A 26,106-nucleotide genomic window follows, 5' to 3' on the forward strand; every position below is an offset into this window, starting at 1 on the left:
AGTGTCGCTTATTTACTATTACTTAAAAACCAATCAAACACTCAGTCAGCATCAGCCATATTAAAAGCCTGATAATTGCTGCAGCGTCGCTTTTAGCAAGCTTTGCGTATCTTCAAAGACATCGCCGTTACGCTTCGCGGCTTTGATTGCTTGTTGAGCTTCTTTTTCTTTATAGCCCAAGCTAATCAAAGCACCTTCTACTTCAGCGATGACACTGCCTTCATGAGAGACTGCTACTGGCTGACTGGTAAGCTCTAAACCACTACTATCCACTTCGATATTCTTCAACTTATCTTTTAGCTCAATAAGTAGACGCTGTGCGGTTTTTTTACCGATGCCAGGTATACGCGTCAGTGCCGTCTCTGAATCTTGTTCAACATGCATCTTTAGCTCGGCAGGCGACATGGCAGACAGCATGGCCAATGCCATTTTGGCACCAACACCATTAATCTTAATCAACTGCCGAAAAACATCACGCTCTTTACGGTCGATAAACCCATACAGCAGCTGCGCATCCTCGCGCACATGAAAATGCGTCCAAATACTGGCTTGCTGCTCAAGCTGTAATTGACAAAATGACGGTAAAGGCAGCTCAATATCATAGCCTACGCCAGAGGCAGTCATAACACAGGCCGTTGGCGCCATCAAATACTGCACCTGACCAGTAATCAGTCCTATCATCACTCATCCTCTCTTATAACTATGAATTAAGCTGCTTTTCTAAAGTTCAATAATTACTGAGCTGCAATCAACACGCTAAGCGATTGAATGACTCAACTTATTGATAAAAATCAACCATTGCCTCAAGACTAATCGGGCGAATCTTATGTGCTTGACCTGCAGAACCAAATGCTTCAAAGCGGTTGCTACAGATATCTGACATCGCTACCATAGAAGCTTTGAAGTATTTGCGTGGATCAAACTCACTAGGGTTTTGTGCAAGATACTGACGGATAGCACCCGTTGACGCCAAACGTAAGTCAGTATCGATGTTTACTTTACGTACACCATGCTTAATCGCTTCAACGATTTGCTCAACAGGTACACCATAAGTCTCACCAATATCACCGCCATTTTCATTAATGACTTTTAGCCATTCTTGCGGTACTGATGAAGAGCCATGCATGACAAGATGTGTATTAGGAATACGGGCATGAATCTCTTTGACACGCTCAATAGATAAAATATCACCTGTCGGTGGACGCGTGAATTTGTAAGCGCCATGACTGGTACCAATAGCAATCGCTAACGCATCAACATTGGTATCTTTTACGAACTGCTCGGCTTCATCAGCACTGGTCAATAACTGCTCACGATCAAGCACCCCTTCTGCACCAGAGCCATCTTCTTCACCGGCCATACCAGTTTCAAGGCTACCCAAACAGCCGATCTCGCCTTCTACAGACACGCCACAAGCATGGGCCAATTTGACAACTTCGCGGGTAACACTGGCATTATAATCATAGTCCATCGGTGTTTTACCATCTTCACCGAGCGAGCCGTCCATCATCACTGATGAAAAACCCTGCTGAATTGAGCGCTGGCAGATAGCTGGTGACATACCATGGTCTTGGTGCATAACCACTGGAATGTGTGGCCATTCTTCAATCGCAGCGGTGATTAAATGACGCAAAAATGCCGAGCCTGCATATTTGCGCGCTCCAGCGCTGGCTTGCACGATGACAGGTGAGTCACAAGCATCCGCAGCCATCATGATTGCGCGCATTTGCTCTAGATTATTCACATTATATGCAGGAACACCGTAGCTGTGCTCAGCGGCATGATCTAAAAGTTGACGTAAAGAGATTAAAGCCATAAAACGCTCTCAAGTTGGAATGAAACAGGATGATATGAATAAATAAGGATGAAAGTTGCTATAAATACATACCCAGATCTATTACGCAGTGATTATAGCAAATATTCCCTTGCTCTCGTAGCTGTTAGCACGGTATTTAAAAACCGCCTACGTATACGCATGACAAATCTTAGAACTTCCTGTATTTAGAACTCACTGTATAAGTGACCCTTTATAATGAAATAAGAACCCCGATCAAATAAGACAGTCAAAAAAAAGCCTTGGCGATAACCAAGGCTTTTTAACTATATTCAAGGCTTATATGCAATTTTTATTAGCTCACAATTAACACGTTGATAGCTAATTAATTACTACATTAAAATCTATACGATCACTGTCTACCTAAAGATATGGTAGTAGCAAATTAGTACTGTTGATCTTCAGCAACTTCTGCATTTGCTTCAGCATCGGCAGCGACATCAGACGCACCGTCAGCAACTGCATTTGCACCATCAGCAACTGCTGAGGCAGTACCAGCAACCGCTTTATTAGCGCCTTCTGTGATGGCTTCACCTGCATTGGCGGCAGCATCAGTAGCAGCGGCACCAGCAGTCTCTGCGCTATCAGCTAGCTCAGCACCTGCGTCTTGAGCAGCAGCTTCAGCTTCTGCAGCCGCGGCTTCTGTCTCTTGAGCAGCAGCGTCAGTATTGGCAGCAATATCTTCGCCAGCTGACTCAACAGTAGCTTCAGCTTGATCTTCAGTTTGTTGGCTACAGGCAGTAACTGCGAAAGTACCAGCAAGAATACTAGCAAGTAACAAATGACGTTTTAACATAATAAACCTCTTGTGAATGATGCATATCAAAGTACATAGTGGCGCTATTTTATAGATAGCAAATAAGACATGCAATAATAATTTGTAGCAAGTTAACAAATAACAACTACTTGATAATAGTCATCAACCATCAACTGTACAGCTGTATAACGAATATAATATCACCTATAGACTATAGCAGTTATAGTTTGCGTTTTGTACGGATAATGTTACCGAATTGTATTTCAGGCTTCAATCTCCAATGCCGCCACTGCTGGCAATACCTTACCTTCGACAAATTCTAAGAAGGCGCCACCGCCTGTCGACATATAGCTCACTCCGTCAGAAACTTGATATTTATCAATGGCAGCCAAAGTATCACCGCCACCAGCAATCGAAAACCCTGTACTGTCTCGTACCGCTGTTGCCAAGATTTCGGTGCCAGCACCAAACGCATCTACTTCGAACACACCAACTGGTCCATTCCACAAGATGGTCTTGGCATTCATGATAGCCTCGGCCAATTGTTTCGCACTCTCTGCAGCAATATCTAAGATCATATCGTCAGCACCAATGTCACTTACAGCTTTGACAGTGGCTTTGGCTTGTTGCAATGAGCCTGTAAAATCGTCAAAGCTGATATCATTCTTATCGGCAACAACAACATACTCAGGCAGAAGAATATTGGTTTTACTCATAATGTCACGAGCAGTATCCACTAGGTCCGCTTCATATAAAGACGAACCCACATCATGCCCTTGTGCCGCCAAGAAAGTATTGGCGATACCGCCGCCTACGATAATCTGAGTGCACACTTCAGCCAGGCTATGCAGCACTTCAAGCTTGGTAGATACTTTTGAGCCACCAACGATGGCTAGCATAGGCTGCGCTGGCGTCTCAAGAGCTAGGCTCAATGCGTCAAGCTCTGCGGCAAGCAAAGGCCCAGCGCAGACTGTCTTGTCCGCTTGGCGCATCGCTTGGGTAACCCCTTCTGTGGAAGCCTGTGCACGATGAGCGGTACCAAAAGCATCCATCACAAATACATCACATAAGTCAGCATAAGCTTTTGCTAGCGTGGCATCATTGTTTTTTTCACCCTTGTTGAAGCGTACATTCTCTAACAGTACCACTTCCCCAGCTTTGATATCGACACCTGCACTCAGATAATCACCGCTAAGCCTCACTGGGTTTTTTATTTGCTCAGCCAGCTCGTTTGTTAGATACTCAGCAACAGGAGCAAGCGAATATCTCGCTTCCGCAGAGCCTTCTGTCGGACGACCTAAGTGTGAGCAGACAATCACGGCAGCGCCTTTATCTAGCGCCATCTTGATAGTTGGAAGACTTGCTTTCAGACGTGCATCGCTTGCTACTTTGCCATCTTTAATAGGTACATTGAGGTCTTCACGAATCAGTACCACTTTATCCGTTAAAGTCAGCTCACTCATACGCAGAAAATTCATTGTCAGTCCCACTCCTATGTCTATATATCGATTACTGAGTTTGTTTACGAAACTTGATAGCTGCCATAGTGTATAAATTAGCGCTGGCGCATTTTAAGCAAGAGTTTAGCATAACGTCAACTTTTCAATAAGACTATTCGCTAGCGATTCATGCATGCTACTAGCCACTATAGCCAAATATCATCAGTATTTATGATAAAGCCTAGGATATCCATTAGTGAATTTATATTTTCTATGATTATTTACCGTTTATCGGAATGGTATAAATACCAAATAATCAATAAAAGCGATAATGAATCCATTAACATTTGGTGGTGGCGTACTACCCATATCCAGACTATGATAAGAGTAGTAAACAATAACAACACCCAATAGCGACCCCACCATAATGAGATAAAAAAATCTTTATAAAATAGTGGATCAGCTATATTAGGAGACAATAATGAGTATTGATTTTAAGGTTGCTAAGCAAGAGTTGCTAAAATTAAAAGAAGAGTTTCAAACTCGCATCGATAAAATTGAAGATCATATCCAACATCCACAAGATGACCTAAATGAGCATTGGGACGATCAAGCGATTTCTTATCGTCAAAATGAAATGCGAAAGACCTTGTTAGGAGAAGCCCGCCAAAGTCTTATCTATGTTGAAAATGCATTGAATCGTATTGAAAACGGCACCTACGGGGAATGTGAAGTATGCGGTGAAGACATAGAGATCAAACGCTTAGAAGCGTTACCGTATGCCACCTTATGTATGGATCATGCTAAGTAAGTCTTTGTTCTTTGTGCGCATGACCTATAGTTAGGCTCGCACATCAAAGCTTAATTCTCCTCAATTAATTACCTTCATTAGGCAGGCATTTACCAGTTGGTCAGTGCCTGTTGCCATTCATAGCAACGCTTTTCTACTGAATCTATTGGTAAGTCCATAATATCTCCTACCACTGCTATATAAACCAATGGCAACCCCTTTAACTGACTGATATTCTCAGCGGTTAGTCCACCAATCACACATATATCAATATTTTGCTGACACCCTTCTGCTAACTGTTGATAAGAAACTGTATGGGCATGAGGTTTGGTAGATGAGGCAAATACAGCGCCCATTGCTGCATAAGTCGCTCCTGCCTGTTTTGCCTCTTTTACTAGCGCTACATCGCCATGGCAAGTGCGACCGATAATCTGATCAGGCGTTAACGTCTGTTTTGCCTCATCAATATCACCATCACCTTGACCTAAATGCACACCAACACCAAGTTTGCTAGCAAGCGCTATGTCATCATTGATAACGACTGGAACTTTATATTGCTGGGCTAATGCCACTATTTCCTTTGCTTCCTCATAAAGCTTTGCCTCACCGTTTGACTGTGCCAACACTTGCTTGCGTCTGATTTGTAGCAGCCCAATCACTCCTGTTGCCAAAGCAATTTTCAACTTACGATAAAGCAATTCAAACTCATCATCATTCGTCAGCAAATACAGCGTAGGCACCGTTGTTTTTATCATAGTAGATGTTTCTGGTATGGTAGATGCTTTAGTCATATCAACCCCTGCAACGAAATAAGAATAAAAAAAGGCCGTTATCTTAAATAACGACCCTTTAAACTTTTTACAAAGTTGTCATATATAAAGACATATAAACAACCTAAGTATTATCAGCTACTAATCTATACTGTACGGCGAGTAGCAAGGCTGGTTAAGATGTTTTTCGCATCGCCCCAACGTGTTGCTGAACTATTAGCACCTAAGATAACGATAATAGCAGGACGGTTGTTCACACGTGTCTCCATAACCACACTACGACCTGCTTCGTTAATGAAGCCTGTCTTCGAAATGCCGATTGGATAATCACCTGCTCTCACAAGGCTACTGGTATTACTGGCTTTATAAGTACGGTTGCCGCTTGAGTAGTTGGCAACAAAAAAGTCATAGCTTTTAGTAGTAGAGAAACGACGAATCACGTCATACTCACCTGCAGCACGTACCAGCTTTACCAAATCATTCGGCGATGAAACGTTACGCTTATCAAGGCCTGTCGGATCACCGAAATATGCTGTTGTCATGCCTATTTCTTGGGCTTTGCGGTTCATGGCACGCATAAAGGCAGCATAACCACCTGGATAGTTACGCGCTAAGCTTTTTGCCGCAGGGTTCTCTGATTTCATCAAGGACATGAGCAAAAGCTCAGCACGGTTCATGCGATCACCTGATTTCAAGCGCGAACTGGCACGTTTAGGGCCAACAAAATCTTCTGGATCTAAGGTGATTTCTTCACGCATATCAAGCCCACTATCTAGTACAACCATAGCAGTCAGTATCTTAGTAATACTTGCGATAGGGCGTGCAATATCTGCATCTTTTTCATAGATAGATTCGCCCGTTTGTGCATCGACTACCACCACACTACGTGAGTTGGTGCTAATCGGGATCATGTCACTGCTACCAAAGCTACCGCGATAGGTCGTATTGTAGTTGTTATTGCTGCTACCGAAGCTATTAGCATTAGTCAGGTTAGTAGTACCATAACCATTATCGATTTTTTTGATGGTAGAGCCAGTGTTCGTGTTAGCGCTGTACATAATATTACGTGCTTCTGATAGGCTATCAGCACCACCCCAGCCTATACGTGCATTAGAGTTTGAGCTGTTATTGATACTCAGCGCAGCTTGTGCAACACTGCCCAAACTCAAAGAAATCATGGCAGCAACTAACTGCTGTTTGGTTAATGGTAAATGTTTCATTATTCCCCCTGCTATTGCTATCGCGTCAGTGACTAAAGACTATACACGATTCACACGCGTAGTGTTTCTAGATATGTTTGTAGGTGTTCATATAGAGTTATTGTACATTTAGTGTATCATGGTTTGCATTTAAGTTTAATCTATCAGCTTGACTTCACAAGTTTTTTTGAAGATTGTTAATCTTTACTACATTCGCTTTAGCCTTGTGTAATATTGATTAACATTTGAGCAATATCGCCTATTTATATCTTACTTTCTCAGATTTTTCTGACATCAGCAAGTAATATATGAATTATTTTATGATTAAATTAGCAGTCTCATCACGCAAACCTTAAGCTTAAGATCTGTCAAACACATCCTAATATGCTATAAATAGCAGTTTTTTGTTATGAAGATAAAACTGTTATATAAATTAAAACGCACTACTGGTATAAAACTACAACCCTATCAAAGTATTAATAATAAATATTAATTTTAAAGATGTTAGGGTGTTCCTGACGAGTATCAATCTATCAAATGGCAAAGAGCACAACTATGATTCGAGTATTAGTAGTAGATGATCACGATTTAGTACGTATGGGTATCAGTCGCATGCTGGCTGACAGTGCCGATATAGAAGTTGTCGGTGAGGCTGATAGTGGTGATATGGCATTAAAACTTGCCAAGCAGCTTAGCCCTGATGTCGTATTACTCGATGTCAATATGCCTAACATTGGTGGCCTGGAAGCCACCAAACGCCTTGTTCAATTAGACATGGGTATCAAGATTTTGGCAGTGAGTAGCATGTCAGCACAACCCTATCCTTCGATGCTCCTTAAAGCTGGGGTGAATGGTTACATTACCAAAGGTACACCGCTTGATGAGATGATACTTGGTATCAAAAAGATATACCAAGGCGGGCGCTATTTTAGCCAAGATGTCGCTGAGCAACTGGCAGAAGTATTATTATCAGACAATGCCGCATCCCCTTTTGATTTACTCAGTGATCGCGAAAAACAAGTGGCCATGATGGTGGTTAATTGCCAAAGCCCACAACAAATCGCAGATCAGTTATTTGTCAGTGTTAAGACTATTAACACCTATCGCTACCGTATTTATGAAAAAGTCGGCGTCGATAGCGATGTCAAGCTGACTCATCTGGCCATACGCCACGGCCTAATACAACCCTAGACTTCTACCTACTCTTACCAAAGAATGGATGCTTAAAATAATTGATGCTCAATAGTGCTTAATTAACACTGAATATCGGTACTTGCTAGACACACCACATTTATTAGTCGATATTTTTCGGCTAAAATGGCTTTTATACTCTCTTATACATATATATTTTGATATAATCCAGTCCGCTATAAACCCATATTTATTTAGCCAACCCTATACTGGTCGTTTTATGAAACCTGCTTCTAAAAAAATTGCAGCTATCGTTAAGTTGCTACAACAAGGTGATACCTTACCTGTAGAACAGTTGCGTAAACTTGGGCTTATTTATAGCGCTTATCGACTATTAGTCAGCGCCTTTTTTTTATTGATGGTATATGTTTCTGCCACAGCAGATGCCAGTCAACTTTTACCCAGTTTGGTTCAGCAGACTGCACTTGCATTTTACTTACTCATCAGTCTGATTTTATTTGGCCTGTTTTATGTAACGACTAAGCAGCAAAGACAACAATTAGCGCTGGGCTTAGTGCTCGATGTGGTCATACTGAGCCTATTGCTCTATACCAATGGTGCACCAGACTTACAATTGACCATGCTGTACATGGTTGTAGTCGCCGCGAGCTTTATGTTGTTGCGCGGCCCGCAAGCGTTAGCGATTACCCTATTAGCGATTATATTTGTCATTTATCAACAGTTTTTTTATGCGATTGCCAATAGCTTGAGTTTCACCAATTTAGGTGATGCTTTACTGATGTCAGCCAGCTTTTTGGCGGTTGGTTTTCTAAGTTGGTCGATCTCACAGCGCTTGGTGCAGGTCGAAAACTTTGCCATACGGCAAGCAGATGAAGTAGAACGATTGAATGCGATTAACCAAGAAGTGATCAGTCATATGCTAAATGGTGTGATGGTCATCGACCAGCAGCATATTGTGTTAGCCAATCATGCAACTTACCACCTACTTGGCATGACTGAAGTACAAGAACCCACCTCTGAAATCACGCCAGCTAATACTGATAGATATTCACATGAGCGCAATAGCCTTAAACAGCGGCAACGAAAATTTAAGAATCATCATAATCCGTTGACTGACTTTCAGCAGCAGCTTGCACTTCATCATGGTCAACTGCTCAGGAGCTGTCTATCTGTTGACACTGAACAGACGCACAGCTTCATTTATGAGCTACCCCACACAGTGGATGCGTCAGTTGTCGCTAAACTAAGGGTACAAGTGATTCCATTAAAAGATCATAGCCAGCTGGTACTGTTTGAAGATTTACGTCGTGAGCAGGCCAATGCCCAACAATTAAAACTGGCTTATTTGGGTCAATTGACAGCCAGCATCGCTCATGAAATCCGCAATCCATTGGCAGCTATTTCACAAGCCAGCCAACTACTTATGGAAGATATCTTTGATAGCTCAAACGCTACTGATAGCGACCATCTTAGTTCCGATAATAAAGAGCAACAATTACAGATAGGCACTGAAGTGGATACAACGGGCAATTATGAGTTGTATCAGATGATATTTGAGCAGACTAAGCGCGTCAACCGCATTATCGAAGACGTACTAAAGCTCTCGCGACAACAACCTCCAAGTAAAGAAGATATTACCTTAGCCACTTGGATACCACAGCTGTTAGAAAACCACTTTCGTGGTCATGATGTCTTTTTGCACACATACAAAAACCCAGTCATAGAATTCGATACCCATCAGCTAGAACAGATTTTAATCAATCTTATAAACAATGGTTTGTTTTATAGTAGCCGCTCCCAACCACATGCCTATGTTGAGGTCGAGATTTACTGTATCCATGGCGATGTTATAATTGATATATTAGATGACGGTAAGGGCGTAGCAGCAAACGATATCGAGCATCTGTTCGATCCGTTTTTTACCACGGATAAAAATGGTACTGGATTAGGATTGTATTTATCTCAAGCATTTAGTGAGGCTAATCATGCTAGACTTCTGTATGTAGATCAACACGAAAAAACTTGTTTTCGATTGATCATACCAGCTGTTTCTTGCTCTGACACATGACCAAAAATATTGTCTTAATCAAAAGAAGTTAAATAAAAAACCAATATTTGGTTCACAACTACCAACTTGAGTACATATGAGGTGATATATGACAGCAACCGCACTGGTCGTCGATGATGAAGTGGATTTATGCCGGCTCATGCAAATCACCCTCACAAAAATGGGTATCAAAAGTGATGTCGCTTATACTTTATCGCAAGCCAAATCCTACTGGGATGATAACGATTATGATTTTTGCTTAACTGATTTAAAACTGCCTGATGGTTCGGGATTAGAGTTAGTAAAATATATCAGCAACAGCTCAGACACGCCGGTTGCAGTCATCACCGCTCATGGCAGTATGGACTTAGCGATTGAGGCACTCAAACTCGGTGCTTTTGATTTTGTCAATAAACCACTCGAGCTGCCACGCTTACGACAGCTGGTTGAAAATGCGCTCAAAGTTGTGCAGCAAGACAAGAGCACCCAAACACCAGATGAACGCACCCCAGAGCAAAATCTGTTAGACAGTCGCTTGATTGGTGACTCTTCAGTAATGCAGACGCTGAAAAAGACTATCGTTAAATTGGCACGCTCACAAGCACCCGTGTTTTTGTCAGGTGCTTCAGGGACAGGTAAAGAGGTAGTCGCAAGACTCATCCATGACTTAAGTCCACGCCGTGATGGTAGCTTCGTGCCAGTGAACTGTGGTGCCATCCCCTCAGAGCTGATGGAGTCAGAGTTCTTCGGTCATAAAAAAGGCAGCTTTACTGGAGCGGTCACTGACAAACAAGGTCTATTTCAGCAGGCCAGCGGCGGTACGTTATTCCTAGATGAAGTAGCAGACTTACCGCTTGCCATGCAAGTGAAACTGCTACGTGCCATTCAAGAAAAAACCGTCCGCGCTATTGGTGATACCAAAGAGATACCTGTCGATATTCGTATTTTGTCAGCCACTCACAAAGATTTGAATGATTTGGTAGAATGTGGCGAGTTTCGACAGGATTTGTACTATCGCATCAATGTCATTGAATTAAAATTACCAACGCTGAAGGCTCGGCGTGAAGACATACCCGTGTTAGCCAAGCACTTCTTAGCTCAGATAACCAACGAGTGGCAGTTGGACAGTCCGCCACAGTTAACGGATACTGCCTGCGAGCGCTTACAACATCATGAGTTCTCTGGTAACGTTCGTGAGCTGCGGAATATACTTGAGAGAGCCATAACCTTAGCAGAGACATCAATCATTGATAGTGAGCATCTAGGTCTACCAGATGTCAGCGATGATATTGCCAATAAACAGCCTGTAGAAACGCTTGAAAATTCAGACAGAGCTTCAGAAAACAATCGCCAAAGCCCTGTGATGGCAAGTGACCAAGCACAAGCTAACAATCCAAACATCAGGCATTCCACCAACAATCTACATCCTTATCGTACTCACAACCAGCAGTACAATATATCCGCTATCCAAGCATCCAGTGCCCATGCAACACATCGTAAGCAACCATCACTCAATAGTGATACTGCTAATCAACAACCTTCAGCAGGCAGTCCTGAGGTCAAACTGCCACAGCAAGGCTTAGAAGCGTATCTTCAAGAGCAAGAAAAACGCCTGATCATAAAAGCCCTTAAAGAGACAGAAGGTAATAAGACTCAAGCTGCAGAGCTATTAGGCACGACTTTTCGCTCACTGCGCTATCGCATGAAAAAGCTCGAAATTGATGAAGACTAAAATAGAGAACAAGAGACAAATGAACAAAGGCGAAGCTTAGCTTAGACGAGTGTGCTTGGTGGTGCTATAGAAACGATGACATAAAACATTGCCGAGCATACTCTATTTAGCAATATATTCTTTATTAACATAGTCTTTAGCACTATTTTACTTAGTGCTATTTTCTCTAACAGTTCCGACAGCATCTTGCTCTAGCTGACTTTTTAGTACAAAGCGAATCCCCGAAGAGTTTACTTGCTGACTTAATATTTCAAGCGCCTGCTGCTCCCACGTAGTCTCATTACCAGATAATATAACATCAGGCTGTACACCGATTTTATCAATATCTTTACCTGTTGCCGTTAGATAGTGCGCTACCGTTAGCTTGATTGCTTGCTCATCATTGAGTGGCAATACAGACTGTACCGACCCTTTACCATAGCTTACCTCACCGACGATAGCCGCACGCTTTTGGGTCTGCAGACTACTTGCCACGACCTCTGCTGCTGATGCAGAGTAGCGGTTTTGCAAAATTACGACAGGCAAGGGTTTTAATAGCGCATTGCCTTGAGTAGACAATACACGCAATGGTTTTTGGCGGCTTTCTACCTGCACCACATCCGTATCGGTCATAAACAAGCTTGCGACCTTCACAGCTGACGTCAAAACCCCACCTGGATTATCACGTAAATCAAGCAGTATCCCTGCAACGGGCGCATCAAGGCTGGTTAAGCTTTGCAAGATTTGTTCGCGGCTATTATCTTGAAAAGCAGGCAGCTTAATAACAGCCATCTTATCGACGAGGCGTATGCCAATAGTCTGCGGATGGCTGTTATTACGTTGTAAAGTCACTGTATGTTTGCGTCGGCCAGCTTTAGAGGTAACAAGGTCTACTTGTGTGCCAGCGATACCGTTGAGAAGCTGCTTAACATCATTAGACTGCTTGTATTCATCAAGCTTAAACTCATCAATCTGATGTAAGTAATCACCGACGGCAATACCCTTAGTATCCGCAGGAGAGTCCGCTATTACTTGTGTCACTACCCAGTAACCCACCTCGGGCTGATACTCAGCTTGTAGACCGATATCACCCACATCTCCTTGAGTAAACGCGCGCAGGTTCTCATAAGCCTCAGCATCTAGAAACTCAGCATGACTATCAAGCTTGGTCAGCATACCGCTCATCGCATTGTTAAAAAGCTCTTCATCATTGACTGGATCAATATATTCTCGGCGCACCAAATCTACTGCCGCCACAAACGTCTTTAGAGTCTCAGGGGAGATGGCGCTCAAAGACACCTGTGCTACTTCGTCTGGGATATCCGAATAAACCTCATCTGACTCATCCAACGCTGAAGGATCGCCTTGGGCATCAATATCATCATCCGTCCAATTGTCCGTTTCATCTGCAGCACTCAACATATCTAGATCAGATAAGTCATCAGCTTCATTGCCTACGGGAATCTCATCATCCCTGAGATCGATAAGCTGCATATTTGCGGTAGGACTTTTGAGGTTCGCCTTGGCTGGCTCAAGATTGGCAGCCTGTGCGTAAAGGCTGATACTGCCTAACCCCAATAACCCCAGCAGACCTATCTTAACTGCGGCCTTAAAGACCTTAGGCTTTATTGTTGCTGCCACAATTGGCTTGGCAAGTACTTTAAAGGCTGATAAACGCATAGGAGGACTCGTATCGAAGAATAAAATCATGCAGGGTTATTATAAGGTTTTTATAGGGTTATAATACCATTTACAAAAATCAGAGTAACGCGGAAAACTTGTGCAAGTACTACGCCTAGTAGGCTTAGCAAGTTTGACAAAGTTAATCGCACTTTTTGGGTTTGGTATAAGATAGCACTAAGCTTATGTGAAGCACCACCCTATTGTTACAAAGCCATTATCAACAAATACCACATGTAAAAAAAGGAAGAATAGTTAATACCCTTCCTTTTTTATAAATTACCAGTAGAAATAACTTAAAGCTACTTCATGCACAAATGATGAGGCAAGCGCTAAGAGGCAGGAACTAATAAGTTCTGACCCGTCATTTCAGCGGGTGGATTGATATCCATCAACGCCAAAATAGTAGGGGCAACATCACTCAGTTTGCCACCGCTGCGCACGGTTACTTCTTTTTCACCAACATAAATCAAAGGCACATGCTCGGTCGTATGCTGGGTATGCACCTGGCCACTTTCATAATCTTGCATCTGTTCGCAATTACCATGATCGGCGGTGATAAGCATGTCACCACCAGCTGCACGTACCGCGGTCTCAATACGTCCAACACAGATATCTAGTGCCTCTACTGCTTGCACAGCCGCATCAAAGATACCAGTATGGCCAACCATATCACCGTTCGCGTAATTCACTATTAGCACGTCGTATTTTGCCGACTCAATAGCAGCGACCAGTTTATCCGTCACTTCAGGAGCGCTCATCTCAGGCTGTAAATCATAAGTCGCCACATCTGGAGATGGCACCAGAATGCGGGTTTCGCCTTCATACTCTTCTTCGCGGCCGCCACTGAAGAAAAACGTCACATGCGCATATTTTTCAGTTTCGGCAATACGCAGCTGAGTCTTTCCTGAATCCTGTAAGAACTCACCCAATGTATTGCTCAATGATGCTGGATAATAAGCCGTACTGGTTTTAGGATTGTCAGCCAAAACATCTGAGTACTTGGTCAACATTACAAAGGCAGCAAGCTTTGGCTGCTTATGACGAGCAAAGCCTGAGAATTCATGATCCGGCAACACAAAAGCTTGAGCCAACTCACGGGCGCGGTCAGCACGGAAATTCATAAAAATCAGTGCATCGTTATCATCAACGGTATAAGGCACTTCATCACGGCCGATTACTGTCGTTGGACTAACAAACTCATCGGTTTCACGTGCTTTGTAAGCCGCTTGGACAGCGCCATCTGCACGGGTTGCTAAGCGATCAGCCGTACCTTCGGTAATCAGCTCATAAGCCTTCTGTACTCGATCCCAACGATTATCACGATCCATTGCATAGTAGCGACCAATAATACTGGCAATCTGCACTCGGCCACCTTCATAGTGAGCATTGAGTTTTCCAATGTGATCTTTTAAACGATTGATATATTTGTCAGCAGATTTCGGTGGTGTGTCTCGACCATCCAAAAAGCAATGAACAAAGACGTTTCTGGCACCATGTACCAAAGCTGAGTGGCACATCGCTTCGATATGATCTTGATGTGAGTGCACGCCACCATCAGACAATAGTCCCATGATATGTACGTTGCCGCCTAAGTCGTTAGCAGCCTTTACAGCATCAACTAAGGCTTCGTTTTTATAAAACTCACGATTGGCAATTTCACTGGAGATACGAGTAGAGTCTTGGTATAGCACTCGACCTGCTCCTAAATTCATATGTCCAACTTCTGAGTTGCCAAACTGTCCCTCTGGTAAGCCAACATCTTCGCCTGACGCTGATATCAGTCCATGCGGATACTGTTGGTAAATCTTATCTAAATTTGGAGTATTAGCAGCGGCAATGGCATTATCCTTTTCATCTTCACGATGCCCAAAGCCATCTAGTATCATTAACACATGGGGTGTTTTTTTATTTTGCTTATTGTTAAGCTGTGCCTGACTGTCGTCATTATTCTCTGATTGTTGCTGCTTATTGGTCATAGATTACCGCTCCTCAAGTGGATGAACGCCTATCGTACTAAATTTAAGGTGTTGAACGCCCTCTATCTTACCACATATCTCAAAATAGCTGAAAACTCAACACTTTTTAGCACTATTAAGGCTCTTTCTTAAAACAATTAAACTGTGAATCAGACTTGCAATCACCAATATCATTGGTTAAGATGAAACTATTCTGAAGTGTTGGCTAGTAGATGTTTATTCCCTGAGCCGATAATGCTTTACCAGGATACGCTACCTATTGCTTCATTGTGTATGCCTGCACTGCTTGCAGTGTATCAGGAAACCTGCAGAGGCGATGACGTATCCGCCCTGAACTTCACGGTTCATGGGTCACCATCTTACGGCGGCACTTCGGTTGTTAAATTCGGTTTTTAGCCTTGTGGCTATTACCAACAAAAAGCCCCTTTTGTCATCGACGAGAGGGGCTTTTTTTATGCCGATTTACTAGGTATGCCGAACTCTTAGATCGATTGAGGTATAAGCTGCCAGAGCTTTTGCTCTCATTAGGTAATAGCAACCTCGGCACACGCTGCATTATCATTTGATCACTCAAAATAATGCAACCACTGACACTCATGGCAAACCATCACTCAGTAATCGCATTATCTAAACACTGTCTAAACTTATAATTTACTCATCATTGGCTGACTTGGTAATCTTCTTCACATCTTTAGGGATGGTTTTGGCGGTACCATCAACGGTGGTGTGCTGCTTGTAAACATCGCCAAATGGGTTTTGTTGTTGCTGACCAAATGGGTTTTGCCCATTCATGCCACCTGCACCGCCAAACGGGTTTTGACCACCCATACCGCCTGCACCGCCGAATGGGTTTTGTCCGCCCATTTGCCCACCCATCTGTTTGGCCATCATCTCCATCATTTTTTGCTGATTGTTCATGACATAATTGTTGGCCATGTCTTTCAGCTTCTTTTGCACGGGTGGTAAAACCACAAGCAGCGCCAACAGATCGCTAATCACGCCTGGAATCAGTAGCAAAATACCCGCCACTGCCATAGCGACACTTTTGATCATGGTAGATTCTTGCGGGCGCATTGCAGGGTTCATCATGCCGCCAGCTTTCATCTGCTGCGCCATAGGATTGAGGGCAACCATACCTTTGCGAATCAGCGAGAGTCCGATAACAGCGGCGATAATAAACCACATAAATACCCACCAGCCGCTGACAAACTGCGCTATCAAATACCACAGCAGCATCTCAATAATAAACCAAACAATGGCAATACCGACTATCTGACCCATAAAGTGTCGTCCTATATATTAAAAACTGAAGAAATTAAATGCTATGCAAATTAAATTGGTTAACTTGTCATGTATATGGGGATGGCTTGCTATACTATCAAACTTAAGATTGATTTTTAAGTAATATGGAACACTATGGCAATTATTATTGGGATTGATCCCGGCTCTCGCATGACGGGTTATGGGATTGTTCAGCAAACGGGTGATAAGCTCACCTTTATCGATGCAGGCACTATTCGTACCGACACCAAAGAGATGCCCGAACGCCTTAAGCGTATTTTTAATGGCTTGACCCGCATTACTCAGTACCATTTAAAATATGCTGACGAACCTATCCATACGGCTATTGAACAGGTATTTATGGCAGAGAACCCCGATTCAGCGCTTAAGCTCGGACAAGCCCGAGGTGCGGCAATAGCTGCCATGGTTGCGCTTGACTTAGAAGTCTCAGAATATACGGCGCGGCAGATCAAACAGTCTGTGTGTGGTTATGGTGCTGCTGCCAAAGAACAAGTACAAGAAATGGTTTGCCGTATCTTGTCTTTGGATGTGGTACCACAGCAGGATGCCGCTGATGGCCTAGCCTGCGCTATTTGCCATGCACACTCAAGCCACTCTATGAATAAACTGCTCCTTAATAGTGGCACACGTGGGCGCGGATCCTCTAAGAAAAAAGGTCGCTGGCGCTTAACAGAAGAGGATTTGGGTAATTTACGCTAACACTCATATTAAAAACGAGCCAGCAAAATTTCACCAAAAACAACACTTACAAATAACGTTGGTTAAAAAACCAATCCTTCAAAAGCCATTCAAGTAAAAAGAGCACGTATCATTGAACTATCATGCGTGCTGTTTTTTATCGTACAAAATGTATGGTGTGTTGACTTACTCAGCAACCGCACTCTCGATAACGGTATCTAAGACATAAGCATACTCGCCAGCTGAGCCCTCAACTACCGCATTATTGCTATCTAACTTATAACGCTGTAAACGTAATACCTGATCATGCTCTGCGTCATGCTGGTAACCATCGATTGTTCCGACGAACTCTGTCCACTCACCTTCGCTCGTTTCTATGCCCTGATCATCATAAGTAATCGGCTTGACCTGTAAGCATGACTGCGTATCATCACTGCCACAAGGCTTGGTTTCAGAGCTTACTGCCCAAAATATCGTTTTGCCTTTGGTGTTATATTTTGCTTGAGGAGTCAGCACTCCCTGCCATACCAAGGTGGCTGCCTCATTAATGACCTGGGTAAGCATTGGCAGCGTGCTTTCCGCTAGACTCAACTGGCTCTCACCCTGCATTAGCTTATTAAGCTCATCCTCAGCTTGGTTGAGATCTTCACACAGCATTTTTGTGCTCATACTACCGTCAATTAGCATGGTGTGACCTTGCAGTTGATACGCAGCACTCATCATATTACACCCAACACTATAACTGACAGTATTCTGACCTTGACGATGATTGAAATTCAAAGTGACCTGATCTTTGATATCAAGCAGTGACGTCAGCGGCTGATTATTACTGTCTGCTGCGGTAGCTAAAGTCCAGCGATAACGGACAAGATTATCAATCATTTGCTCCTCAGCACTCATCTTATCAGCAATAGAAGCTGTTTCTGCTATCTGCTCAGTCTGCACAGATTTATCTGTAGCATCCGTTGTCTGCTCCCCTACCTGTGTATCATTGGTGGTCGAATTACCACTACAGGCACTCAAAGCCATGCTCGTCGCTAACAGACTGGGCAGCAATGCCAGCTTCAAAAATGATTTCATAATTACACCTATTTTGTTGCAAATCTCTCAGTGCCTCACTTGAGGCTAATTATTATTTTTATTATCTTTAGTAGAAAGTCGATCTGCTGTGTTATAAACACCTAAACTATGTATATAGTAGATTCAATTTAAAAATACTACAGTGCTACTGGGATGCTTTCTTTTAAAATACAGTTAAGTTTACTTACTATAACCTTCAAGTTTTTATATTTTGTAATAAAGTGTTGAGTTTCATTATTCGATAATTTGACCCATAAGTTGTCAGCTATATCTTTCCTACACTCTCCTATGGTCCAAAAAACGATGGGTAGTTGGTTACCTCAACCACCCACCATATAGAACCACATTCTATATCACTTATTTAGTCGAGCTATCACTGACTGGTCTCTGTAGACTCAGCTTTTGCCATTTTTTGAATACTAAAACGCTCATTCATCATCTGATAGAAACGCGCCAGATTTTCACCTTGCTCAGTCGGTTTAACCTTTAGCAACTTACCAAAGTCCAATCCCAAATAGAGCACAATATCAGCGAAGCTTAATTGTTCGCCCACCAAGTATTCACGACCTTCTAAGGCCTTTTCAAAATAAGGCAATGCTTTTACAGCGCGAGCGATAGACGGAGCGACAAACTCTGGTACTTGCTCAACGCGCTCGGCCTTTGAGGGATGACTGTGCTGGAATGCCAACATCAAGTTATATAAAACTTCAAATTCAGCAACACGGCGCATGGAGCAGACCTGCGCACGCTGCACCACATCGTTACCCATCACCGAGCGTTCACCGTAAACGCGATCAAGGTACTCACACACAGCCTGTGAGTCATTCAATATAGTGCCATCATCCAACTTCAAGACTGGTACTGTCTGCATTGGGTTCATCTGAGTAAACTCATCTGACATTTGCTCATTGGCAGCAAAATCAATGTCTACCACATTAACATCATCCATATCATCGACATCGATGCCTTTGGATGCTAATAAAATAAGCACTTTGCGTGGGTTGGGTGCAGTACGGGTTACGTATAGTGTTTTCATGGCAAACTCCTTGTAAGAAAAATCAAACAGCGACTCAGCGCTGATAATTTCTAGCTGATAATTTCTAATTGCGACTATTTTTATGGCTATTATATTTGAAAGTATAACGTGTCGTTGTAGCGATGCTCAATACAATTATGAGCCCGACTCTTATCATAATAGCAAAACCCTATCAAAGCTTGTTAAGAGAATAGTAAAAAGCCCCACAACTTTAAGTTATGGGGCTCTCATTTGTATAAACGTTTATATAAATTTGAGACACGAGCAATAATGCTCATTTCTATCCAACAAATAAAGCTTATTTATTTGGTGCAGGTGTCGTGCGTAAATAAGGCTTAATTTCTGTATGACCTTTAGGATATTTGGCAGGAATATCTTCATTTTTCACACTTGGTGGAATAATAACGTCGTCCCCATCTTTCCAATCAACTGGTGTCGCAACGTTATATTCATCAGACAATTGCAGGGCATCGATGACACGAATAATCTCATCAAAGTTACGACCTGTGCTGGCAGGATAAGTCAACGTTAGACGGATTTTTTTGTTTGGATCAATAATAAATACACTACGCACTGTATGGGTACTGTCTGCATTTGGGTGCATCATGTCATACAATTCAGCGACCTCTTTGTTTGGATCAGCGATGATTGGGAAGTTTAGCTCAGTACCTTGAGTCTCACCAATGTCTTTTGCCCAAGCATGGTGGTCATCTATACCGTCAACTGAGATACAAATTGGCTTCACACCACGCTTCTGGAACTCACCATTAAGGGCAGCGGCACGGCCAAGCTCAGTCGTACATACTGGCGTAAAGTCTGCTGGATGTGAGAAGAAAACAACCCAGTTATCACCTGCCCACTCGTGGAAGTTAATATCACCGTCTGTTGTTGCAGCGTCAAAGTTTGGTGCAGTATCACCTAAACGTAAATGTGCCATGCTTAACTCCTTGTTTATAAAACTTTAGTTATAAAAACCATTATATAGGGCGTGTTTAAATGTAATCACACGCTTTATTTGTTATCAACGCACTCAGATAGTAGCAAACAAATCAGAGCACGTCAGCAAAAAATCCATTCTATCTTAGCAAATTGGTTATGAATGTCTTGTGAGAGATTGTAATGCGCTTATTCCATTTACACATAACTCGCTTATGAAAATTCACTCTGCAAATCCAAGGTAGACTCTTTGCCTAGACTATCATAGTGTTCATCTAGAAAAGCCTTGGCAGATGCGCGACCGATATCACGCAGTTGTGTTAGAAACAACCATTCAGTATTCACTTTGCTGGACGCTGACAATGGATTGATCTGTTCAGTGGCTTCGATACGATGCACCAGTATTTCCGAATAGCGATTTGTATCCAGCTTATCCTCGCGCAGTTGACGGGTCACAAAGTCAATGGCTCGCAGCTCTCTTAGCAAAGATGAGTTAAACGAAATTTCATTGATTCGATTCTGTATTTCCTGCGCACTTTTTGGGGTCTCGTTACGCTCAATTGGGTTGATTTGAACGATTATGGCATCTCTGGACTTGGTAGTATCAAACAACGGATACAGAGGTGGGTTACCCACATAACCCCCATCCCAATACGGCACGCCATCAATCTCAACCGCCTGAAAATAAGTAGGCAGACACGCTGAAGCCAAAAGCATGTCGGCGGTCAGCTCTTCGCGGTTGAATACTTTTATTTTACCCGTGTGCACGTTGGTTGCTGCCACAAATAGCTTTAACGCGCTGCACGCTCTGACCTTTTCAAAGTCGATGGTAGATTCAACCAACTCAAGTAGCGGGTTGATATTTAGCGGGTTGGTGTCATAAGGCGAAGCCACTCGGCTAAACAGGTCGAGCATTAGGTAAGCTGGTGAGTCATCCATACCCCAGTTACCGGTCAGAATACTCAAAGGACTACGCTTAATAGGACTCATCCTGCCCATATAAGCCACTTGGCGCCAAAATTGCTCAAGCGCCTCGCGGGCACCGTCTATACCGCCATCCAAATAGCCTTGTGCTAAAACGGCGGCATTCATAGCCCCAGCACTCGTCCCAGTAATACCTTCTACACTGACTCGACCATCTTCCATGAAGTAGTCCAGTACGCCCCAAGTAAAGGCACCATGCGAGCCACCACCTTGTAGTGCTAGATTGATTGATTTTTTAATCATAAATTCTGTACTCTCCTTTATATGTAGCGTTGAGATATGTCGCGTTGAGCTTGCCTGTCTCGCTTCCTGATTGATAGAGTCTGTCAGTAAGTTGTTGTTCACACACTAAGCTGGTTTATAGCTGTCACGTAAGCTGACAATTTGGTTAAATACTGGCTTGTCACTGCTATGCTCGTCGCTATCAGCGATGAAGTAACCTTCGCGCTCAAACTGAAAGCGCGTGCCAGCATCGCTATGCGCAAGCGATGGCTCAACCACTGCATTAAGCTCAGTCAATGAATTAGGATTCAATGCTTGATGGACGTCAGCGACGCTACTTGGATCCTCGACGCTAAACAACTGCTCATACATACGCACGGTCGCTGGTACGCCTTGGCTGGCCGATACCCAATGAATCACACCTTTGACCTTGCGACCTTCAGGGTTATTACCTAGTGTTGCAGGATCAATCGTTGCTTTTAGCTCAATGACATTACCATTATCATCCGTAACATGCTCAGTCACTGCCAATACATAGGTATTACGCAGACGAATCTCTGGCTTTTCTGGCGATAGGCGCTTATAACCTGCTGGCGGCTCTATCTCATAGTCGCTTTGATCAATGTATAGTGTCTCGGTGAATGGAATCTCACGCTCGCCCATATCGACGTTCGGATGGTTTGGCTGCGTGAGCCATAAAACCTGCTCAGCTTCATCAAAGCGAGCATTAACGCTATCGGCCTTTTGCGACTCCCAACTACTGACCGCATCGCTAAAGTTAGTAATCGTCACTTTTAATGGTTTTAATACTGCCATACCACGTGCGGTGGTCGACTCTAATGACTGGCGCACGCTAAACTCTAATAAGCGAAAGTCAACCACACTATCCGCTTTGGTCACGCCCACTCGATCACAAAAGTCACGTAAGCCCTCTGGGGTATAACCACGACGACGCATACCAGCAATCGTCGGCATACGTGGATCATCCCAACCACTGACGATACCTTCATCGACCAGCTGCTTGAGCTTACGCTTACTGGTCATGGTATGGTCGACATTTAAGCGCGCAAACTCATACTGATGCGGCGGCAAATCAAAGCCGATTTTTTCAACCGCCCAATCATAAAATGGACGATGATCTTCAAACTCCAGCGTACATAATGAATGAGTAATGCCTTCAACCGCATCAGAGAGCGGATGGGCAAAATCATACATGGGATAGATACACCATTTATCGCCAGTTTGATGATGCTCTTGATGCATGACGCGATAAATGACGGGGTCACGCATGTTCATATTTGGGCTTGCCATATCAATCTTGGCACGCAGCACGGCTTTGCCTTCAGCAAACTTACCCGCTTTCATATCAGCAAACAGTTTGAGGTTTTCTTCGACACTGGTATCACGCTGCGGTGACGGCTTGCCAGCTTCATTGAATGAGCCACGATTATCGCGAATCTGCTCTGGTGATTGTAAATCGACATAAGCATCACCTTGCTTGATAAGCTGAACCGCCCACTCATGGAGCTGATCAAAATAGCCTGAAGCGTAACGAGCTTCATCCGCCCATTCAAACCCAAGCCATCTCACATCGTTCTTGATATTATCGATGTAATCTTGCTTTTCTGCGGTCGGGTTGGTGTCATCAAAGCGCAAGTTACAAACACCGCCAAACTCTTTGGCAATACCAAAGTTTAGGCAAATAGATTTCACATGACCCAAGTGCAAATAGCCATTAGGCTCAGGTGGGAAACGGGTTACGATTTGTTGGTATTTTTGCGCATTGACATCATCGCGAATGATATTGCGAATAAAATCGTTTTTTTGTGCATAGTTGTTTGGGTGCTCACTCATCGGGCATTGCTCCTAGCGCAAGTTTTCAGTATATAGAGCGTGCCATCACGCCTTATAGAAAATTAAAATAATAAATCAAAAATAAAAGATAAAGTTGCGTTATTCTATCAGCTTTTGCAAACGCATTAACAGCCTGATACATGACAGACGACAAAAAAGCCGTTAGACTAGCCATAACTTTTTATCATCCACTCACCACAGTGCCATTTGAGGCGCGACAATTACAAAGGATCACAACATGGTAGACATGCCACCATTAGTAGAACTTGACACCAGTATGGGTGCTATCGTTATCGAACTTAACGAAGAAAAAGCGCCAAAAACGGTAGAAAACTTCTTAAACTATGTAAAGTCTGGTCATTATGACGGTACTATTTTTCATCGCATCATCGATGGTTTTATGATTCAAGGCGGCGGTATGGACGCTGAGATGAATGAAAAATCCACCAATGCACCGATTGAAAATGAAGCTGATAACGGTCTAAAGAATGACGCTGGCACCATTGCTATGGCGCGTACGCAAGACCCACATTCAGCGACCAGTCAGTTCTTTATCAACGTAAAAGATAACGATTTCCTCAACCATTCTGGCAAAAACATGCAAGGTTGGGGCTATACAGTATTTGGTAAAGTCACCAGCGGTATGGACGTCATTGAAAAAATGCGCGGCGTGCCTACTGGTCGTTTCGGTATGCATGCTGATGTGCCAAAAGAAGCCGTCGTTATCAACTCAGCGACCATCGTTACTCAATAATTATTAATAAGTCCTATCTGACTCTCAACTTATTATGACCTATCGTAGGCTAGCGCTTTTAGCGAAACACTGCGACATATTTTTCAAAGTATCTTCCAGAAATTCTATTTAAAGAATTTCTCTTGCGAAACTAAAATTGCAGTGCAATTTTTTAACGTTTCTCAGGGCTAAAACCACAGCCTACAGCAATAGTTTTAGAGTAGTTGAGAGTGTAGTAAGTCTTATAAACTTATAATAAATAGATGATAAGGATCATGACAAATGCAAACGTTTAATCATTTAATAACGACCCGCCCTCATGATGTGCGGCAAGTGTTGATTAGCGATTTGCATTTATCGCCTGAAGAGCCTGCCTTAGTGCAGGCTTTTTTAGCCCTGCTTGATGATTGTCTTGCTCTGCCTGCTCTCAAGCGCCTATTTATTTTGGGTGATTGGTTTGAGGTATGGCTTGGCGATGACGTTTATTTGTCATTGTCAGATGACGCGCGCCAAACCCATTGGCTAACCCCGCTCATCGTTAAATTAAAAAAACTGCGAGTAGCTGGCTGCGAGATTTTGGTGATGCATGGCAACCGTGATTTTCTGTTAGATCAGCCATTTTGTAATTTGTTCGGTGGCGAGCTTATTTATGAGCCATACACTTTAACTGTTGGACAGCAGAATTATCGCTTAGAACACGGCGATGCGTTATGTGTTGATGATAAGAAATATCAGTTTTTTCGCAAAATCATGCGCAATCGGTTAACCCAGTGGTACTTGTTGAATAAATCACTAGAAAAACGCTTGGCTATCGCAGATAAAATGCGTAAAAAAAGCCAACAGAATAATGCCAATAAAGCAGCCTATATTATGGATGTCAATGAAGATGCAGTGATACAAGCAGTGGCTGATAGCGATGCGTTACTACATGGTCATACTCATCGTCCAGATATTCATCAAGCGACCAGTAATAAAAAACGCTACGTGCTGGGCGACTGGCGACTGCTAGATAGCGATACACGCCAGCCAAAAGTCAGCGCGGTAATTGGAGCGGTTATAGCAGAAGACTCAGACAATGATGATTCTGAGTTTGGACTATTTGAATTTAGATATTCAGTGTAGGGTACGACCTGCACACCCTACAACCCTTCTTAGCTTAGTCTTAAGGCATTAGCTTAAAGAAATGCTGACGATAATGCTTAAGCTCACGAATAGAATCACGAATATCGTCTAAGGCTAAATGACTACCGCCTTTTTCAAAATTCTTTAAAATATCGGGACGCCAGCGGAAGCATAGCTCTTTGATTGATGACACATCCAAATTACGATAATGGAAGAATCTTTCTAGCTCAGGCATTTGCCGTGCCAAAAAGCGGCGATCTTGGCAAATAGAGTTGCCGCACATTGGCGACTTGCCGCTATCTACCCACTTATTAAGAAACTTAATGGTTTCAGCTTCGGCTTCGGCCAGTGTCACCGTACTACGGCGCACACGATCAACCAATCCTGACTGCCCATGTTGCTTGGTGTTCCAGTCATCCATTTGGTTTAGCTTTTGATCTGATACCTTGATGGCAAACACTGGCCCTTCTGCCAAAACGTTTAAATCTTCATCAGTGACAACGGTGGCAATCTCGATAATCTCATCATTTAAGGTATCAAGACCTGTCATTTCAAGGTCAATCCATACCAACCCTTTTTTACCTTGGTTTTTAATTTTGATCTTATTGGGATGGTCATCGGTATTTGTATTAGTACTTATATTAGTGTTGCTACTCATCTTGTGTCCTGTAATTAATAAATCTTATAATCATTCCCCCCATTCTCAGCTGACTAAATGTATTGGCGTAGGCTGTGGCTTTAGCCCAGCATTTTGCTTTCGCAAAGACTTAAGCTGGGCTAAAGCCACAGCCTACAATCATA

At 43.1% G+C, this 26,106-nt stretch carries 22 protein-coding genes and 1 other RNA gene; 8 read left to right on the forward strand and 15 right to left on the reverse strand.

Annotated features, from left to right (window positions below):
* Positions 1–60: 60 nt before the first annotated feature.
* The 4 genes from ruvA to JMX03_RS10315 form a co-directional block, all read right to left on the reverse strand.
* Positions 61–681, reverse strand: coding sequence for a Holliday junction branch migration protein RuvA (ruvA, locus tag JMX03_RS10300; protein ID WP_201574188.1), 621 nt, complete (start codon positions 679–681; stop codon positions 61–63).
* Between the two features lie 97 nt (positions 682–778).
* Positions 779–1,816 carry a class II fructose-bisphosphate aldolase gene (gene fba / locus JMX03_RS10305; RefSeq protein WP_201574187.1) on the reverse strand — a complete coding sequence of 346 codons (1,038 nt, stop codon included), beginning with the start codon at positions 1,814–1,816 and terminating at the stop codon, positions 779–781.
* A 403-nt stretch (positions 1,817–2,219) separates the two neighbouring features.
* Entirely contained in the window at positions 2,220–2,630 is a 411-nt protein-coding gene (locus JMX03_RS10310) for a hypothetical protein (protein WP_201574186.1), read from the reverse strand.
* A gap of 224 nt (positions 2,631–2,854) precedes the next feature.
* Positions 2,855–4,069, reverse strand: a complete 1,215-nt coding sequence (locus JMX03_RS10315) for a phosphoglycerate kinase (protein WP_201596602.1) — start codon at positions 4,067–4,069, stop codon at positions 2,855–2,857.
* A gap of 442 nt (positions 4,070–4,511) precedes the next feature.
* Between JMX03_RS10315 and JMX03_RS10320 the strand changes: the two genes are divergently transcribed.
* Positions 4,512–4,841 (forward strand): TraR/DksA family transcriptional regulator, encoded by a 330-nt coding sequence (locus JMX03_RS10320; RefSeq protein ID WP_201574184.1) that lies wholly within the window; start codon positions 4,512–4,514, stop codon positions 4,839–4,841.
* Positions 4,842–4,930: 89 nt separating this feature from the next.
* Here the strand turns inward: JMX03_RS10320 and JMX03_RS10325 are convergent, their stop codons facing one another.
* Positions 4,931–5,611, reverse strand: a complete 681-nt coding sequence (locus JMX03_RS10325) for a thiamine phosphate synthase (protein ID WP_227695638.1) — start codon at positions 5,609–5,611, stop codon at positions 4,931–4,933.
* 125 nt (positions 5,612–5,736) lie between these two features.
* Positions 5,737–6,810, reverse strand: coding sequence for a serine hydrolase (locus tag JMX03_RS10330; protein WP_201574183.1), 1,074 nt, complete (start codon positions 6,808–6,810; stop codon positions 5,737–5,739).
* Between the two features lie 534 nt (positions 6,811–7,344).
* Between JMX03_RS10330 and JMX03_RS10335 the strand changes: the two genes are divergently transcribed.
* The 3 genes from JMX03_RS10335 (at position 7,345) to JMX03_RS10345 (ending at position 11,720) form a co-directional block, all read left to right on the forward strand.
* Positions 7,345–7,980 carry a response regulator gene (locus tag JMX03_RS10335; protein WP_201574182.1) on the forward strand — a complete coding sequence of 212 codons (636 nt, stop codon included), beginning with the start codon at positions 7,345–7,347 and terminating at the stop codon, positions 7,978–7,980.
* Between the two features lie 220 nt (positions 7,981–8,200).
* A complete protein-coding gene (locus tag JMX03_RS10340; RefSeq protein ID WP_201596604.1) occupies positions 8,201–10,009 on the forward strand; it encodes a sensor histidine kinase in 1,809 nt (602 codons plus the stop codon).
* Positions 10,010–10,097: 88 nt separating this feature from the next.
* The gene (locus tag JMX03_RS10345; protein WP_201596606.1) at positions 10,098–11,720 is read left to right on the forward strand and encodes a sigma-54-dependent transcriptional regulator; all 1,623 of its coding nucleotides are present in this window, start codon (positions 10,098–10,100) and stop codon (positions 11,718–11,720) included.
* 147 nt (positions 11,721–11,867) lie between these two features.
* On the opposite strand, the gene JMX03_RS10350 is transcribed toward JMX03_RS10345, so the two are convergent.
* Together JMX03_RS10350 and gpmI are read right to left on the reverse strand one after the other, a co-directional pair.
* Positions 11,868–13,379: a S41 family peptidase gene (locus JMX03_RS10350; RefSeq protein WP_201596608.1), complete on the reverse strand. Its 1,512-nt coding sequence runs from the start codon at positions 13,377–13,379 to the stop codon at positions 11,868–11,870.
* A 332-nt stretch (positions 13,380–13,711) separates the two neighbouring features.
* Positions 13,712–15,358 (reverse strand): 2,3-bisphosphoglycerate-independent phosphoglycerate mutase, encoded by a 1,647-nt coding sequence (gene gpmI / locus JMX03_RS10355; protein WP_201596610.1) that lies wholly within the window; start codon positions 15,356–15,358, stop codon positions 13,712–13,714.
* Positions 15,359–15,545: 187 nt separating this feature from the next.
* Here gpmI and ssrS point away from each other — a divergent pair.
* A non-coding RNA gene (gene ssrS / locus JMX03_RS10360) (6S RNA) lies at positions 15,546–15,741 on the forward strand.
* Positions 15,742–16,009: 268 nt separating this feature from the next.
* Here ssrS and JMX03_RS10365 read toward each other — a convergent pair.
* Positions 16,010–16,639, reverse strand: coding sequence for an FxsA family protein (locus JMX03_RS10365; RefSeq protein WP_201574179.1), 630 nt, complete (start codon positions 16,637–16,639; stop codon positions 16,010–16,012).
* Between the two features lie 135 nt (positions 16,640–16,774).
* Between JMX03_RS10365 and ruvC the strand changes: the two genes are divergently transcribed.
* Positions 16,775–17,359 (forward strand): crossover junction endodeoxyribonuclease RuvC, encoded by a 585-nt coding sequence (gene ruvC, locus JMX03_RS10370; RefSeq protein WP_201574178.1) that lies wholly within the window; start codon positions 16,775–16,777, stop codon positions 17,357–17,359.
* 165 nt (positions 17,360–17,524) lie between these two features.
* Here the strand turns inward: ruvC and JMX03_RS10375 are convergent, their stop codons facing one another.
* The 5 genes from JMX03_RS10375 to JMX03_RS10395 all read right to left on the reverse strand — a co-directional run bounded on the left by JMX03_RS10375 (position 17,525) and on the right by JMX03_RS10395 (position 23,450).
* Entirely contained in the window at positions 17,525–18,418 is an 894-nt protein-coding gene (locus JMX03_RS10375; protein WP_201596612.1) for an META domain-containing protein, read from the reverse strand.
* 373 nt (positions 18,419–18,791) lie between these two features.
* Entirely contained in the window at positions 18,792–19,454 is a 663-nt protein-coding gene (locus tag JMX03_RS10380; RefSeq protein ID WP_201596614.1) for a glutathione S-transferase family protein, read from the reverse strand.
* A gap of 298 nt (positions 19,455–19,752) precedes the next feature.
* Positions 19,753–20,391 carry a peroxiredoxin gene (locus JMX03_RS10385; RefSeq protein WP_201596616.1) on the reverse strand — a complete coding sequence of 213 codons (639 nt, stop codon included), beginning with the start codon at positions 20,389–20,391 and terminating at the stop codon, positions 19,753–19,755.
* A 212-nt stretch (positions 20,392–20,603) separates the two neighbouring features.
* Complete coding sequence (locus tag JMX03_RS10390) at positions 20,604–21,617, reverse strand: patatin-like phospholipase family protein (protein ID WP_201596618.1); 1,014 nt, start codon at positions 21,615–21,617, stop codon at positions 20,604–20,606.
* A gap of 105 nt (positions 21,618–21,722) precedes the next feature.
* Complete coding sequence (locus JMX03_RS10395) at positions 21,723–23,450, reverse strand: glutamine--tRNA ligase/YqeY domain fusion protein (RefSeq protein WP_201596620.1); 1,728 nt, start codon at positions 23,448–23,450, stop codon at positions 21,723–21,725.
* 238 nt (positions 23,451–23,688) lie between these two features.
* On the opposite strand from JMX03_RS10395, the gene JMX03_RS10400 reads away from it, so the two are divergent.
* Complete coding sequence (locus JMX03_RS10400) at positions 23,689–24,204, forward strand: peptidylprolyl isomerase (RefSeq protein WP_201596622.1); 516 nt, start codon at positions 23,689–23,691, stop codon at positions 24,202–24,204.
* 261 nt (positions 24,205–24,465) lie between these two features.
* Complete coding sequence (locus JMX03_RS10405; protein WP_201596624.1) at positions 24,466–25,305, forward strand: UDP-2,3-diacylglucosamine diphosphatase; 840 nt, start codon at positions 24,466–24,468, stop codon at positions 25,303–25,305.
* Positions 25,306–25,345: 40 nt separating this feature from the next.
* Here JMX03_RS10405 and orn read toward each other — a convergent pair whose 3' ends face one another.
* Positions 25,346–25,963 (reverse strand): oligoribonuclease, encoded by a 618-nt coding sequence (gene orn / locus JMX03_RS10410; protein WP_201596626.1) that lies wholly within the window; start codon positions 25,961–25,963, stop codon positions 25,346–25,348.
* Positions 25,964–26,106: the final 143 nt, after the last annotated feature.

This window comes from Psychrobacter fulvigenes, assembly GCF_904846155.1.
In the GTDB taxonomy this organism is placed as follows: domain Bacteria; phylum Pseudomonadota; class Gammaproteobacteria; order Pseudomonadales; family Moraxellaceae; genus Psychrobacter; species Psychrobacter fulvigenes.

Excerpts from the sequence above, each read along its gene's own strand:
- JMX03_RS10400 (WP_201596622.1), top strand. The coding sequence starts at position 23,689 with ATGGTAGACATGCCACCATTAGTAGAACTTGACACCAGTATGGGTGCT.
- JMX03_RS10395 (WP_201596620.1), bottom strand. The coding sequence starts at position 23,450 with ATGAGTGAGCACCCAAACAACTATGCACAAAAAAACGATTTTATTCGC.
- JMX03_RS10325 (WP_227695638.1), bottom strand. The coding sequence starts at position 5,611 with ATGACTAAAGCATCTACCATACCAGAAACATCTACTATGATAAAAACA.
- JMX03_RS10385 (WP_201596616.1), bottom strand. The coding sequence starts at position 20,391 with ATGGCACATTTACGTTTAGGTGATACTGCACCAAACTTTGACGCTGCA.
- JMX03_RS10315 (WP_201596602.1), bottom strand. The coding sequence starts at position 4,069 with ATGAATTTTCTGCGTATGAGTGAGCTGACTTTAACGGATAAAGTGGTA.
- JMX03_RS10345 (WP_201596606.1), top strand. The coding sequence starts at position 10,098 with ATGACAGCAACCGCACTGGTCGTCGATGATGAAGTGGATTTATGCCGG.
- JMX03_RS10340 (WP_201596604.1), top strand. The coding sequence starts at position 8,201 with ATGAAACCTGCTTCTAAAAAAATTGCAGCTATCGTTAAGTTGCTACAA.
- JMX03_RS10335 (WP_201574182.1), top strand. The coding sequence starts at position 7,345 with ATGATTCGAGTATTAGTAGTAGATGATCACGATTTAGTACGTATGGGT.
- JMX03_RS10310 (WP_201574186.1), bottom strand. The coding sequence starts at position 2,630 with ATGTTAAAACGTCATTTGTTACTTGCTAGTATTCTTGCTGGTACTTTC.
- JMX03_RS10350 (WP_201596608.1), bottom strand. The coding sequence starts at position 13,379 with ATGCGTTTATCAGCCTTTAAAGTACTTGCCAAGCCAATTGTGGCAGCA.
- JMX03_RS10365 (WP_201574179.1), bottom strand. The coding sequence starts at position 16,639 with ATGGGTCAGATAGTCGGTATTGCCATTGTTTGGTTTATTATTGAGATG.
- gpmI (WP_201596610.1), bottom strand. The coding sequence starts at position 15,358 with ATGACCAATAAGCAGCAACAATCAGAGAATAATGACGACAGTCAGGCA.
- JMX03_RS10380 (WP_201596614.1), bottom strand. The coding sequence starts at position 19,454 with ATGAAAACACTATACGTAACCCGTACTGCACCCAACCCACGCAAAGTG.
- ruvC (WP_201574178.1), top strand. The coding sequence starts at position 16,775 with ATGGCAATTATTATTGGGATTGATCCCGGCTCTCGCATGACGGGTTAT.
- JMX03_RS10405 (WP_201596624.1), top strand. The coding sequence starts at position 24,466 with ATGCAAACGTTTAATCATTTAATAACGACCCGCCCTCATGATGTGCGG.
- JMX03_RS10375 (WP_201596612.1), bottom strand. The coding sequence starts at position 18,418 with ATGAAATCATTTTTGAAGCTGGCATTGCTGCCCAGTCTGTTAGCGACG.
- fba (WP_201574187.1), bottom strand. The coding sequence starts at position 1,816 with ATGGCTTTAATCTCTTTACGTCAACTTTTAGATCATGCCGCTGAGCAC.
- JMX03_RS10390 (WP_201596618.1), bottom strand. The coding sequence starts at position 21,617 with ATGATTAAAAAATCAATCAATCTAGCACTACAAGGTGGTGGCTCGCAT.
- JMX03_RS10330 (WP_201574183.1), bottom strand. The coding sequence starts at position 6,810 with ATGAAACATTTACCATTAACCAAACAGCAGTTAGTTGCTGCCATGATT.
- JMX03_RS10320 (WP_201574184.1), top strand. The coding sequence starts at position 4,512 with ATGAGTATTGATTTTAAGGTTGCTAAGCAAGAGTTGCTAAAATTAAAA.
- orn (WP_201596626.1), bottom strand. The coding sequence starts at position 25,963 with ATGAGTAGCAACACTAATATAAGTACTAATACAAATACCGATGACCAT.
- ruvA (WP_201574188.1), bottom strand. The coding sequence starts at position 681 with ATGATAGGACTGATTACTGGTCAGGTGCAGTATTTGATGGCGCCAACG.